This window comes from Geobacter sp. PheSNFMC, from assembly GCF_059620965.1.
Window position 1 is genome coordinate 18,438 of the sequence record NZ_JCAMRN010000012.1, and the last position, 12,661, is coordinate 31,098.

The 12,661-nt window shown below is 57.7% G+C and carries 11 protein-coding genes; all 11 read left to right on the top strand.

Features of this window, described 5'->3' with window-relative positions; all coding sequences use genetic code 11:
- Window position 1: 1 nt before the first annotated feature.
- The 11 genes from traN to AC6CDK_RS04240 all read left to right on the top strand — a co-directional run bounded on the left by traN (window position 2) and on the right by AC6CDK_RS04240 (window position 12,291).
- Window positions 2-3,376, top strand: coding sequence for a conjugal transfer protein TraN (gene traN, locus AC6CDK_RS04190; RefSeq protein WP_192905699.1), 3,375 nt, complete (start codon window positions 2-4; stop codon window positions 3,374-3,376).
- Window positions 3,373-4,017, top strand: a complete 645-nt coding sequence (locus AC6CDK_RS04195; RefSeq protein WP_192905700.1) for a hypothetical protein — start codon at window positions 3,373-3,375, stop codon at window positions 4,015-4,017. Before traN ends, AC6CDK_RS04195 begins: the two co-directional genes overlap by 4 nt.
- Window positions 4,014-4,481 carry a hypothetical protein gene (locus tag AC6CDK_RS04200; protein WP_192905701.1) on the top strand — a complete coding sequence of 156 codons (468 nt, stop codon included), beginning with the start codon at window positions 4,014-4,016 and terminating at the stop codon, window positions 4,479-4,481. The genes AC6CDK_RS04195 and AC6CDK_RS04200 overlap by 4 nt, the downstream gene beginning before the upstream one ends.
- Window positions 4,465-5,487, top strand: coding sequence for a TraU family protein (locus AC6CDK_RS04205; RefSeq protein ID WP_192905702.1), 1,023 nt, complete (start codon window positions 4,465-4,467; stop codon window positions 5,485-5,487). The genes AC6CDK_RS04200 and AC6CDK_RS04205 overlap by 17 nt, the downstream gene beginning before the upstream one ends.
- Complete coding sequence (locus AC6CDK_RS04210; RefSeq protein WP_192905703.1) at window positions 5,463-6,449, top strand: type-F conjugative transfer system pilin assembly protein TrbC; 987 nt, start codon at window positions 5,463-5,465, stop codon at window positions 6,447-6,449. The genes AC6CDK_RS04205 and AC6CDK_RS04210 overlap by 25 nt, the downstream gene beginning before the upstream one ends.
- Window positions 6,450-6,637: 188 nt before the next feature.
- Window positions 6,638-6,868, top strand: coding sequence for a hypothetical protein (locus AC6CDK_RS04215; protein ID WP_226048455.1), 231 nt, complete (start codon window positions 6,638-6,640; stop codon window positions 6,866-6,868).
- A complete protein-coding gene (locus tag AC6CDK_RS04220; RefSeq protein WP_192905705.1) occupies window positions 6,846-7,340 on the top strand; it encodes a S26 family signal peptidase in 495 nt (164 codons plus the stop codon). Before AC6CDK_RS04215 ends, AC6CDK_RS04220 begins: the two co-directional genes overlap by 23 nt.
- Before the next feature lie 10 nt (window positions 7,341-7,350).
- Window positions 7,351-7,602 carry a hypothetical protein gene (locus AC6CDK_RS04225; protein WP_045667267.1) on the top strand — a complete coding sequence of 84 codons (252 nt, stop codon included), beginning with the start codon at window positions 7,351-7,353 and terminating at the stop codon, window positions 7,600-7,602.
- A gap of 41 nt (window positions 7,603-7,643) precedes the next feature.
- Window positions 7,644-8,351 carry a hypothetical protein gene (locus AC6CDK_RS04230; RefSeq protein ID WP_226048465.1) on the top strand — a complete coding sequence of 236 codons (708 nt, stop codon included), beginning with the start codon at window positions 7,644-7,646 and terminating at the stop codon, window positions 8,349-8,351.
- A complete protein-coding gene (locus AC6CDK_RS04235) occupies window positions 8,329-11,946 on the top strand; it encodes a conjugal transfer protein TraG N-terminal domain-containing protein (protein ID WP_192905707.1) in 3,618 nt (1,205 codons plus the stop codon). The genes AC6CDK_RS04230 and AC6CDK_RS04235 overlap by 23 nt, the downstream gene beginning before the upstream one ends.
- Window positions 11,947-11,949: 3 nt before the next feature.
- Complete coding sequence (locus AC6CDK_RS04240; RefSeq protein ID WP_192905708.1) at window positions 11,950-12,291, top strand: hypothetical protein; 342 nt, start codon at window positions 11,950-11,952, stop codon at window positions 12,289-12,291.
- Window positions 12,292-12,661: the final 370 nt, after the last annotated feature.

Consider the following 12,661-nt stretch of genomic DNA (forward strand, 5'->3'; position numbering starts at 1 on the left):
GATGCTATTCCGCATTGCCTATTCAGTTCTTTATGCCGTCCTTCTGCTTTCCCTCTCCGGGATAACCAGCACCGCACAGGCTGTTGTCAGTTGCCAGGACACGATCACGACGGGAACCACCTATCGCTATATCGATGCCCTGACGTTTTTCACCGAATTCAACGGCAAGACCTACGCCATCGCCAAATCAGCCGTCAGCGGCAGCCAGTCGCTTCCCGACATCTATTTCGACTTCTCGGCGAACATCAGTCGAGAGTATCTGATGACAGGCACTGACACGGCCTCGCTCAAAAAGATGCTTTCTCTCGGGCAGTTCGGAGCGGCCAAACCGGTCAGCGTGGACAGCCAGCAGACTCTGGACTTTCTGATCAAGCGCTATGGGGCCTATCTGGGGGCATCCCCATCGGATAAGAGCACCTATATCGATGTCTGGAAGGAGTTCGGCTCCGTTGGCTTCACCACCATTGACGGTTCCGGGCTTGCCTTTACGAAATGGCCGGCTGCCGGCGCCTATACCGGCCAGGACCCACAAGCGGTCGTCATGGGGAGTGACGGCATCTGGGCCAGCGGTATCGATGGGACGAGGAGCTCCCAGATCGTCGAGTTTCCCGGCAAGCTCGACTGCGCCTTGTCGTACATCGATCCCGGCACGATAACCCCGCCTCCGCCGCCACCTCCACCGCCTCCTCCCGACCCCAACGCTATCAACAACATCATGTGCGGTCAGGATCTGAACAACAACGGTTATGCCGGCGACCAGGGGGAAGTGGCGAACTGCATTCAGACCACACAAGGACAATTCTGCCCGGTTGGTTCCACGGAATGCGTGGAAACCTATACCGCACCGGTCTGCCCAAATGGCTCGACCCTGGAGACGACCCGTGACATGTGTCAGGCCACGGCCCAGAACATCTGCGGCAGCGGTTACACCTGGGATGCCGGCATCGATAAATGCGTGAAGAATGTTGTCTGTCCGGAAAACGGTACCTTCAATCCGGTTGCTGACCGCTGTGAAAAGCTGGTTCAGAACGATTGCCCCGTGGGCTATGTCTATGATGCCAATCCGGCCAGTCCGACCTATGATCGCTGCGTGAAGCCGGCAACGTGCGCTGACGGAGGAGCGTTCGTCGTGGCAAAGGATCGGTGTGAAAAGGCCTGGATGCCGGTCTGCGACACAGCCAATGGCTATGCCTACAACGGTGCGACAGGCAAGTGCGAACGGTCGCCGATCTGTACCTATGGCAGCTACAACGCCACCTACAATATATGCGCCCAGCCCTTTGTGCCATCATGTCCGGGCGGCTACAGCTATAACAGTTCCCGGGGCCGCTGTGAAAAGGCTCCCGAATGTCCGCCCGGAACCACCTACAACGGGGTGACCAACAAGTGTGACGCCATCACCGCTGCCAGTTCCCAGCAGGTGCTCGCCTGCAGTCCAAAGTCATTCCTCTGCGCCTCCTACGCCGATTCCTGCTGCAACGTGAATATTTCCTGCCCCAGTGGTCCCCAGGGGCAGGTGAATGTCACTGCCAATTACTGCTGTCTCGGTTCTGATGCTATTACGATCCAGTCACCCCTCAGCCTCCTGAGCAGGACCGAGTTGACCAGCACCGGTTATGCCCTGTCTGCGTTGCAATGCGACAGTGTCGGCAACTGCGGCTACTACTTCATGGACCGCTACTGTGCCGACGGCTCGCCGGCCAGCGACTGGATGTTGTCCGGTTCGTTCACCATGTCATCGACCCAGATGGTCTGTCCCCAGGGGCAGGCGCTGATCAACGGCAACCAGTGCCTGTCCGCCACCAACCCGACCTGTTCCGGAGGTAACTTTGACCCGAACATGGATGTCTGCTGGGCTGCCTATACGCCGACCTGCAGCCAGGGGACCTATGACAGCGCCAGCGGGCTGTGCGTATTGGCGGCCTCCTGTCCCAACGGCACCCTGAACACGGCGACGGACCTCTGTGAAGCAACCATCACCAGGGATTGCGGTACCTACTCATTTGATGCTGCCGCCAATCTCTGTTTCTCGTCACCGGTATGCGCCAACGGGGCCTACGACGCGAGCCTCAATGTCTGCCAGGCCACGCTGACCCGTAATTGCGGCACGTACAGCTGGAGTCAGTCTGACTTCAAGTGTCTGCAACCCGTTGCATGTCCCAAGGACCCTGCTTTCTCCCAGGCTGCTACCACCACGTTCTCTGCCACGCTCGACAAGTGCGTATCCGATGTTCAGCACGACTGTCCGGCGGGAACAACCTACACACCGCTTCCCATTGGCAAGTGCGAGGCGGTGCCGATCTGCAGCGCTGCCGGCATCTACAATCCGCAGAAGGACAGCTGCTTCGAGGGGTTCAATACCTGTCCGCTCGGGACTCAGTACGCTTGCATGGAATACCAGGGCAAGATGCAGTGCTCCCCGAATCCCTGTTTCAATCCCGGAGCGCCCGGATCAGAGGTGACGACCACCCTTGACGAGTCAATGCTCCAGGATGACGGACCGCGTGATCCCAATGGTCAATGTCTCGGCCAGATCTACATCTTCAACGGCAAGGCATCTCGTTGCCGTCCTCCCGGCATGACGGTCGGGTACCTCAACAACTGCTGCGAGAGCGACAAGGTGGCGTCGGAGGATACCGGCAGCAATATCCAAATGGCAGTTCAGGGCATCCAAATGGCCTATGAGATCGGTCAGGTTGCCTATTACGGCAATGCTCTGGTGACCGGGGCAGCCCAGATTTCTGCAATTTCAACCACCGCTACGGGAGCAGTCACCTCCATGACTGTGGTCACCGCCACCGGCACCACGACTACTCTGTCAGGTGCGGCAGCAACCGGGGCCTACGCCACTATGGCCAGCGGCGCCACCGGGGCATCGGCCATTGGCGCCGGCCTCCAGGCCTATGCCGCCGCACTGTTCAACCCGGCCACCATTGCCATTGCCATTGTTGTCATGGTGGTGATGAAGGTGCTGATGGGGAGCGGTTGTGATCAGGGTGATATTCAGACCGGGATGCAGAATGCCGCCAAGGACTGTCACTACGTGGGGGATTACTGCCAGAAAAAATGGCCGTTGGTTGGGTGTGTACAGAAAGCCAAGAGCTACTGCTGCTTCAACTCGAAAATGGCGAGGATCATCCATGAACAAGGGAGACCGCAACTGCAATCGTTTCAGCCAAACGGCGCGTGGGGTGTACCGGAAGCACCCAACTGCCGCGGCTTTAACCCCGATGAATTCCAGGCTCTGGATTTCTCGCGGATTGATCTTTCGGAATACTTCGAAGATGTGCAGAAGGATCTTGCTACCAAGATCGATGGTTCACAGCAGACCATCATGCAAAATATCCAGAACAAGTACCAGGCGACACCGAAATGATCAGACACACGGGAGTGGCACTGATAGCCCTGTTCCTGTGCGTTTCATCGGTGCAGGCCAAAGAGCTTGGCAACTTCGGCGTGACGTACCGGATTGCGGAGCGGGATGCCTTGACCGAGATCGAGGAACGGGCCAAACAGGTGGACTGGCACAAGGTGCTGGACAAACGCAAGGTCGAGAACTTCCAGGGGCCGCCGGACAGGGTGCGTCTGCCGCGAGCGAGGCAGAGCCGGAGCTTCCCGGTTGATATGACCTACACCACCGAAATCGATGTTCCCGACGGCAAGGGTGGAATCCTCTACCCGAAGGGATACACCTTCAATCCGCTCGACTATGTGACCTACCCGAAAACGTTGGTGGTCATCGACGGCACCGATCCGGAGCAGGTGAAGTGGTTTGCCGCTTCCGAGTATGACAAGCGGCTCGATGTGACACTCCTTCTCACCGGGGGGAGTTTCGGGGCCGTATCGAAGAGGATCAGCCGCCCGCTGTTCTATGCCGACCGGAAGATCGTTGAGAGGCTCAAGCTACAGGCGGTGCCGTCAGTTGTCAGGCAGAAGGGGCGGATCATGGAGGTAACGGAGGTCAAGCTGACAAAAGGTAGCGGTACACCAGCACAAGGCAGAAAGGTGGCGCCATGAAGTCGCAGATATCTCACCACCTGGCAACAGTTTGCATCCTTGCGCTGTGTGCAGGGTGTTCCCATGAAACATGGACAAAGGTGGAGGAGACATCCCGCCTGCCATCCGTGGCAGCACCGATCCTGGCGCCGGTCAGTTGGGTTGCGATGGCCGGCAGGGCTGCAACCAGACCTGCATCCGAGGGTACGGATACCGAGCGGGGGAAGCAGTTCGTGCTGACACGCAGGGTTTTGGATGATTTCAGCAGTGACGGGAAGTTCATGGAAGAGGTGCTGGCAATTCAGAGCCGGTTCCGTGCTCGTGACTGGGGTGAGATATCCCCGGAGCAGCTCCAGGTCAACAGCAACTCCACCAATGGCAAAGGAACTGTCGGTCGCTATCCGACCGGGAATAAGCGGTCAATCATCATTACGGACGAAGGTTCCGAATTCAAGGTGCGGTATGAGGATGAACCTGAACAATAGCATCCCGATCATCACGCTGATCGTGTTCATCATGACAGTGCCACTCGCCTGGGGTGCCGGCGGAAGTTGCAAGGGAAAGGTGCTTAACCCGGTGACGGACATCTGCTGGCAGTGCATGTTCCCGGTGAAGATGGGCAGCGTCTCCTACGGCAACGGTGCCGAGCCGGCTCCCGGCAATGTTACCTCGCCGGTGTGCGCCTGTCCGGACAGTAAGGGGGTTTTGATCATCGGGGTGTCCACCGCCTTCTGGGAGCATGCCCGTCTGATCGAGACCGTGAAGGACCCGTTCTGTTTCCCGGTCATGGGCACCGGCATGACCAACCCGAAGCCGGGCTTCTCGTCCGGGGAGAACCGGAGCAAGGAGTACGGTGACTCCGACTATGCCTTCCAGCAGGCCCATTACTTCTATTTTCCGGCATGGTCGATTCTGAAGCTGTTCATGGATTTCCCCTGTGCCGAAAACAAGGCCTTCGACTTGGCCTACATGACGGAAGTGGACCCCATGTGGAACGATGACAGCCTGTCGTTCATCATCAATCCGGAGGCGCTTCTGTTCGGCAACCCTGTGTCGCAACTGGCGTGCGTTGCCGACAGCGTGGGAGCGACCATGTCGTATCCCATTGATCCATTGTTCTGGTGCATGGGGAGTTGGGGTTCGTTTTACCCTCTGTCGGGGAGCATGATCGAGAACAACCCGTTCAACGTCAATGCAGGACTGGCAGCCCGGATGTTGTTCAAGCTCGGGCGTGAAACGCTCCTCTACGATACCGGCATCAACCAGTGCGCCGGAGCCGGGGTCGTCACTCCAATTCTGGTCAAAAGCAACTACCGGCTTCAGGTTGCCAGGCCGGTACGTGGCAACGACTGCATCCCCATCGGCAGGCCGTCGTTGCTTTGGGGGACGGCGAAGAATCCACCCTTCGGCACAACCAACACCTCGCCGGACAATTTTCTCTGGTCACTGACACGAAGGAGGGTCTGTTGCGTCGGCTATGCGCTCAATTGATCTCCTGGCTTGCGATTGTCTCGCCCTGCGAGGTTGTCGCTGCCGGCACTCCCGGATACATCGCCACTCCCGACACCTGCTGCGTGGTGGACAGGGTGGCGGAGGATACGGTCCATCTCAGGAAGGTCGGCACCTGCACCGGCAAACCTGGCCGGGCCTATATCGAGACGAAGCTGAAGAAAGTGAAGGTAGTCGTGGAGGGAACCTTGTGGAAGGAGACTGATGTGGAGGGGCTGACTGTGCCGGACCTGGCCAAAAGCCTATCCAATGCCGACCGGCTTGCGAAGCGGATGACCGTTCCCGGGAACCGGTATGAGAAGGAGATGCTCTCCCTGGCCGGCACGCTTGATTCCTATTACCACTCGGATGAATTCCAACTGCGCGTCTTGAACGAGACGGAACGGATCAAGTCCGAGGTGTTCGGGGACAAGGCCTCCGGTTACTACGCAGACAAGGGCAAACAGGCGCCAAAGGGAAAGTTGTCCGCTTCCGAGCGGGTCTACGTCTTCATCTCGTCGGCAATGCCGCTTGCGACCATCAGGAACTATGCGGCTTCAGTGGCCAGACTGGGCGATCCTAATATCTCCCTGGTCTTGCGTGGGTTTGTGGATGGAGTGACGAAGATTCAGCCGACCATCGGCTTCATCGCTTCGGTGCTGCAGCGCGACCCGGCGTGCCGCCCCCAGGACGGTGACTGCGAGATGCTTCCGGCAGGGCTGGTCGTCGATCCCCTGTTATTCCGCCGGTACCGGATCGACCGGGTTCCCGCAGTGGTCTATGTCCGCGGGCTCAAGGCCGAGGATGCCGGTTTGAGCGAGGGCGATCCCAAGAACACCACCATCTCGGATCACTATGCGGCATACGGAGACGCCAGACTGGAATATCTGCTCAACCAGATCCGGAAGGAGAGCGATTCGGATTCACTGGCCGCACTCCTGGCCACTCCGGGTGACCGGAAATGAACGAGGAAAGAGAGTCACTATCAATGAGTGAAGAGATCAGCATGGAAACAAGCGAGCCCCTTGAGAATAAGGATGCCGTTTCGGTACCTAAAGAGCATCCCAATACATACCCCAAAGAGCAATCCAAACGGCAACCGGGCACTCTGGTCCTGATTGGTGCCTGTTTGGTTGTGTCTTTGGGAGCATCTTTGGCAACCGTTGCCGGGTATGACCACTGGTACGCCCAGAAGATCGTGGCCGTCGATATTAAGGGGTACATCGCCCAGCAGCGGGACAACTATCTTGCCGGCAAGTTGAGCGATGAAGAGCTGCGGAAGAGTTTCGACCGTCTAGAGGCGGCCATCACATCCATACCGAAGAACCGGGTGATCATCATGGGTGACGCGGTGGTGCGCAATGCCGAAACCGTTAGACCTTGATTTCCGCAACTGGCGGCTCTGGATGGCGATCACCTGCCTGCTTATCGCAGGGACGCTGCTTCCGTACAAGGTCAGCGTCACCCTGACGCCATCTCTCAAGCACCGGGTCTACTGGCTCACCCGGAATCCGGACTGTGTGGGACGGGGAGAGTATGTCCTGTTCCACGACAAGGAACTGGCGGCCAGGATCGGGATGAAGAAGTCGGAGGATATGATGAAGCTCGTGGGGTGCAACGAGGGGGATCAGCTCACCGTGGATGCGGAGAAGAAGTTCTACTGCAACGGCGAGTACCTAGTCAGGGCCAAGGACTTTTCACTCAAGGGTGAACCGCTGCAGCACTTCGCCTTCAGCGGCACGGTCCCCAAGGGAGCCATGTTCGTGATGGGTGAGCACAAGGACAGCTACGATTCGCGGTATTTCGGCTTCGTGGACAAGAGCCGCATCCTAGCGAAAGCCTACCCGATCTTCTGAGAGGAATACCGTGCCCATCGAGAAACTCAATCCGCTGCACTACATGGGGCAGGCCGAATACACCGGCTTCTGGCAGAAGCTCTTTGCCACGATCCTCTATGGCTTCTGGGGGCGCTGCTTCTTCGTCGCCCTGGTGATTTCCGCTTTCTGGGTCGGGGTGCGACAGCGCAATCCGACCATGGCGGCTATCTGCCTGCTGCTGGCGGCTATCGTCGCCTATGGCGGCGGGGTCATGAATCTGGTCAGGTCATTCACGGGATAGGAGAGGACGTGCCGAAGGATAGTAATAGCACACCGGATATAATGCCGGTGCCACCAAGCAACGAGATTCACCCACGCGGACTTCTGGAGGCGATTTCGTATATCGACCAGAACTTCGCCAATGAGCTCGGGGGCTGCATGATCAAGTCACGCTTCCTGACCACCAAGCAGCGGCTGGAGTTCATGGAGGTGGGGTTTCGGAGTTCCTTTGCCTCGGGTATCGTCTCGGCGCTCCTCACTCCCATCGCCATCGGAGTGATCGAGCAGTACATTCCTATGTTCGGCGACCCGTCACCGACCCTGTTCGACAAGTTCAGCGCCTTCCTGCTGGCGCTGGGGTTCTCGCTGGGGTACGCGATCTTCATGGCCAAAGCCTCCACCTGCTTTATCGGCGAGTACACCCGTGCCATGGTACTGAACCTCCTGGGGGGCATGGTCTTCGGGGCGGTCGTCAAGGCAGTGGTGGCCTTCATCGCCTTCCATTTCCTCTACTTCAAGATTTTCTCCGACAGCAACGTGCTCTGGGCCGTGGCGAAGCTCTATTACGCCAAAACCACGCCCGCAACCGTCGCCAAGGTCTATTACTGGGTTCAGGGTTTCAAGGGGATCTTCCTCATCTCCGCCTACTTCGTATTGGTCTCGACTGCGGTGTTCATCATCATCCCCATTGCCGCCATGTTCGTCGCATGGCTGCGCAACCGCAAGCTCATCGCCGCAGGAGTCGTGCATGTCGATTCGGACCGCATCTAGGCTGGGGCTGGCGCTTCTGCTGGTGCTGATCCCGACCATGGCGCTGGCTCTGGACATGGAGTTCTATGTCTGGGGAGGCCATGACGCCGTGGTGAACGCCTTCGGCAAGCTGGCGCTGATCTTCGGCGACAATGCCTATAAGTCGCTCTATTTCGTGGTCATCACTGCCGGGCTGTTCTTCGGCGGCGTAACGGTGTTCGCCAAATCGCTCGGTACCGCCAACGGTTCGGTCATGACCTGGATCGTGCCGACCCTGATCGGCGTCATGGTCTATCTGGCCCTGGTGGTACCGAAGGGGACGATACATGTCTATGATCCGGTTTTCAACAAGAACCAGGCGGTGGGCGGCATCCCCGATGGTGTGGTGGCCGTGGCCGGCATCCTGAACAAGATCGAGCGGGGACTGGTGGATATCGTCACCACTGCCGGTGATCCGCTGAACTATCAGAGCCAGGCGGGCGGGAAAGGTTTCCTCGGGTTGGCCCAACTCACCAGCATCCCCTTGTCAGCGGTGGACAGCAACCTGGACGCTTCCATGCGTCGCTACGTAAAGGACTGCGTCTCCTACGCCCTGATGAATCCCAACGCCAACCTGACCGTGGATGAACTCCGGAAAACGACCACCAACTTTGTCGGCTCCCTGGACAAGGCGGTCAACCCGGCCATCTGGACGGTCTATTACGATGGTGCCAATCCCCAGGGGCAGGCTCTCACATGCACCGACGCCTGGACCAACATCAAGGGGACGCTCACTCCGGCAAATCTGGAGAAGAACATCGACTCGGTCTGCGCCAACCTCGGCTATGACGTGACCGATGCCGCCGCCGTCAACCAGTGCAAGACGGTCCTAAACAATGTGAACAGTGGGACCGGGCTCGGGGCGGCAAGCATCGATGACTTCCTGAAACAGGCCTACGTCTCCCAGCGGCTGGAGGAGACCTTCCGCAGCGGTAACGCCGCCGGTGCTACCAACTATCAGTTCCTGCTGAACGCCTCCGGTGCCATGAAGTCGGCCAACGAGTGGCTGCCGATCCTGAAGGCGGCGCTCACGGCCATAGCGGTGGGGCTGTTACCATTTTTGGCGCTTTTCATCCCCACGCCGCTGATCGGCAAGGCGGTGGGAATCATCGCCGGTTTCTTTATCTGGCTCACGGCCTGGGGGGTGACCGATGCCATAGTTCATCAGTTTGCCGTGGACTACGCCAACCAGGCCTACGAAATGGTACGCCAGAACAAGCTGGGCATGGATGCGCTCTATTTCTTTCCCGACCAGACTGTGAAAATCCTCGGCATGTTCGGCACGCTCCGGATGAGCGGCATGATGCTGGCCACGGTCATTACCGGGATGCTGATCAGGTTCGGTGGGCATGCCATGGCGATGATGGCCGGTGGCCTGGGTAGCCAGGTGCAGTCGGCTGGGAGCCGGGCGGCCCATGAGGTAGAGGACCCGGCCGGGCGGGCGTCGGCCATGCAGCGTAACGTGACGGCCATGCCGACCCAGGCATGGAGCAATGAGCACAGCTTCCAGGCGAGGCAGGCGCAATCATTGGTTGGTATGTCGGCCAGGACCACGGCTGCGAGCGACATGATCCGGGATTTCGGGATGGATTTTTCAAGCCGGATGGCTGCCGACGGGGAGCTGGGCCGTACCATCGGTTTCGGTGGTGCCGGCAGGGCCATGCGCGAGAACGGTCTGTCCTCATCCTATGACCTGAAATCTTTCGATGGCCGTCTCGGGCTTGACAAGTCGGCAGCGGTCAGGGATGTGGTTGGCAACAGCTACGGCGGCGACACTCAGGCATTTGCCCAGATGGGGGTTGCCAATGACCGGGCACTGGCCAATGTCTTTGGCAACGGTGACAACTATGCCGGGTTCCTGACCGCCAACATGGACAAGAGCGTCGGGCAGCTCCAGGGGGAAATGGGCGCCTATGCCGGTGCGCGGTCGCTCGGCTTCAGCGGCAGCTGGCGCGAGTTCAATTCGCTCCGCTCGGAGATTTCGGCTCTGGGGGATTACGCCAATGCCGATGCCGTGAGGACGATTGCCGACTCCTACGGGATCTCCTCAGCGCACCTGATGCAGATGAATTCCCTGTTCAATCAGGGTAAACAGGCTTCCGAGGTTTCCGGACTCTCGAACCAGATCGGTGGCCCGATGGCGGCAGGAACGGAAGCTGGCCGTGTGGTTGCGACCGAGACCGGCGGCAAGATTCAGGGGATCTACGCTGGTGGCGGATACGACAACTATCAGCAGCTCATCGGTAATGATGTGTCGGGGCGGATCGCCCGCAATCAACTGGTTCATTCCGCGGCTGATCAGATGGTCGGTAAGGTTGCGCCGCATCTTACCAACGATCCGGAGATGTACCAAAACGGCCACCTGACCGAACGGGGCTTTGCCGAGATGCAGAAGGCCATGGAGGGTCAGAACATCACCTTCACGACCGCCGATGGCAAGAGCGTAGTCAATGTCGGCATGGATGGCAGTGTCGTGAACTCCTCAGAAGCCGGTACCGTCGCCAAGGGGGACAGGGCCAAGTCGCTCGATCTGCAGAAGCAGCTCAAAGGAGCCGGTTTCCAGAGCGCGGCCGCCCATGTCGCCAGGATGTCAGGCCAGGCGTTCGACTACAAGGCGGATTACGACCGCAACGGCAATCTCGCATCATTCAGCGTCGATCAGGGCGGGCGGGTGCAGAAGTTCGATCTCGGTCAGAGTCGGACTGGCACCGACATTGAGCGGCTGGACCGGAACGTATCGACAACTGACAAGGGGCTGCGCAAGACCGTCGGTGATTTCATCAAGACCGGCTACGAGAACCAGTCACTGAATGTGTCCCGGAAGTCAGGTTCGTACATGATCCAGGCCGGCGGTAAGCAGATGATGGTCAACGGCGACTGGTATTACGCGAAAAACGAGAAGACCGGCAAGATGGAAGTGTTGGGAGGCTCGTTCTCCAACGGCCTTGACGGCAATGTCCTGATGTATGCCAAGGACAAAGACGGCAATCTGCACTATTCGCAGGTGCAGGGGAAAATGGACAAGAGCGGCAATCTGGTCGCCGGCAAGCGTTCCGAGATTACCGAGGATCAGTTCGTCCAGATGTCGCAACAGGGTGCAGCGGTGGTCAGTACTAGGTCAGGCGGCGGGATTACCGGAAGTATCCATGCCGATGGCGGGGTCAAGGCGGATTATTCCAGTTCGCAGGTCGTTGGGACGAGGGTTGAGTCCAGGCAGAATCTTGCTGGCAGTGCCGCTTCGCAGGAATTCACCGATGGGCGTTCAACTGATGCCGGTTCCGCTGCGACAACGATTGCCGTTGGTCAGGGTGCACTGCATGAAACAGCAATGACAGTCGGAGATATTGCGTCTGTCACAGCACCTAATCGTACTATGGCTACAAATCGAGCTGCAAAAGAAACTGCTGTAAAAAGATCGGAAGAAGTTGCCACAAGGGACGCTGCTAGAGTAATGGAGCAAAACTCACGAGATGTTCAGCAGCAAGTGCAAAGAACCAGCAAGATCCTTCAGCAACAGAGCAGAACATCAAATTTACCAAAAGGCCCGGGGCCCGCACCACTTCGGAGAGGGAAATAATCAATGACAGGCAAGAAAATACTTCTAGTAAATGACGGGTTGATTGCGCTCGTCACTGAAGACTTTAGGCTGAAAGAGAATTCTGGCGAGACAGGTATTGCATTAGCTGTTGCGGAATACGGGGCCATAATGACTGTGGATGGTCATCAATTTTCATTACCAGCCGATATTTTGACCCACTTGGAAACATCGGACGGAGCGAACATCTATTTCTATGTGTCGTCTCCATATGAACTGATTGCTGAATACCAAGGTTGCATACCAATTGATAGAGACGAAATCCTTAAACTGAAGGGTGCATGGGAATATTTGGCATCATCTGTTGTAGAACCAGTGCCGCCATAACCACCAATTATTGCAGCAACAATTAACAGGTCGTTTATCGGTACTTGCATATCCGTATTTCAGAAGTGGCCAAACCGATAACCCTCTCATTGTTCCAGCAAACAAACGAACCGGGATACGGTCAAGGCAGCAGTAGAAAAAAGACAATACGGTTATTCCTATCAAACAGTACCAGAATGCTGTTGAGAAAATAGCACCTACAATTCCCCCGGCAAGAGTGCAGGGAAGAGTTGTCCAGAAAATGGATATTACGCAAGCCTTGCATTTTTGTACCATCATCTCCTCCCTCCTTTCTCGACAGTCAATGCTCCTATACATTTCAGGTTAAGTTTGACCAGCCTGAAATGAATTGTCAATCCAAATCAGTGTC

Bases quoted from the DNA above. Each gene is read 5' to 3' on its own strand.
- traN (WP_192905699.1), top strand. From the start codon at position 2: ATGCTATTCCGCATTGCCTATTCAGTTCTTTATGCCGTCCTTCTGCTT.
- AC6CDK_RS04195 (WP_192905700.1), top strand. From the start codon at position 3,373: ATGATCAGACACACGGGAGTGGCACTGATAGCCCTGTTCCTGTGCGTT.
- AC6CDK_RS04200 (WP_192905701.1), top strand. From the start codon at position 4,014: ATGAAGTCGCAGATATCTCACCACCTGGCAACAGTTTGCATCCTTGCG.
- AC6CDK_RS04205 (WP_192905702.1), top strand. From the start codon at position 4,465: ATGAACCTGAACAATAGCATCCCGATCATCACGCTGATCGTGTTCATC.
- AC6CDK_RS04220 (WP_192905705.1), top strand. From the start codon at position 6,846: ATGCCGAAACCGTTAGACCTTGATTTCCGCAACTGGCGGCTCTGGATG.
- AC6CDK_RS04230 (WP_226048465.1), top strand. From the start codon at position 7,644: ATGCCGGTGCCACCAAGCAACGAGATTCACCCACGCGGACTTCTGGAG.
- AC6CDK_RS04235 (WP_192905707.1), top strand. From the start codon at position 8,329: ATGTCGATTCGGACCGCATCTAGGCTGGGGCTGGCGCTTCTGCTGGTG.
- AC6CDK_RS04240 (WP_192905708.1), top strand. From the start codon at position 11,950: ATGACAGGCAAGAAAATACTTCTAGTAAATGACGGGTTGATTGCGCTC.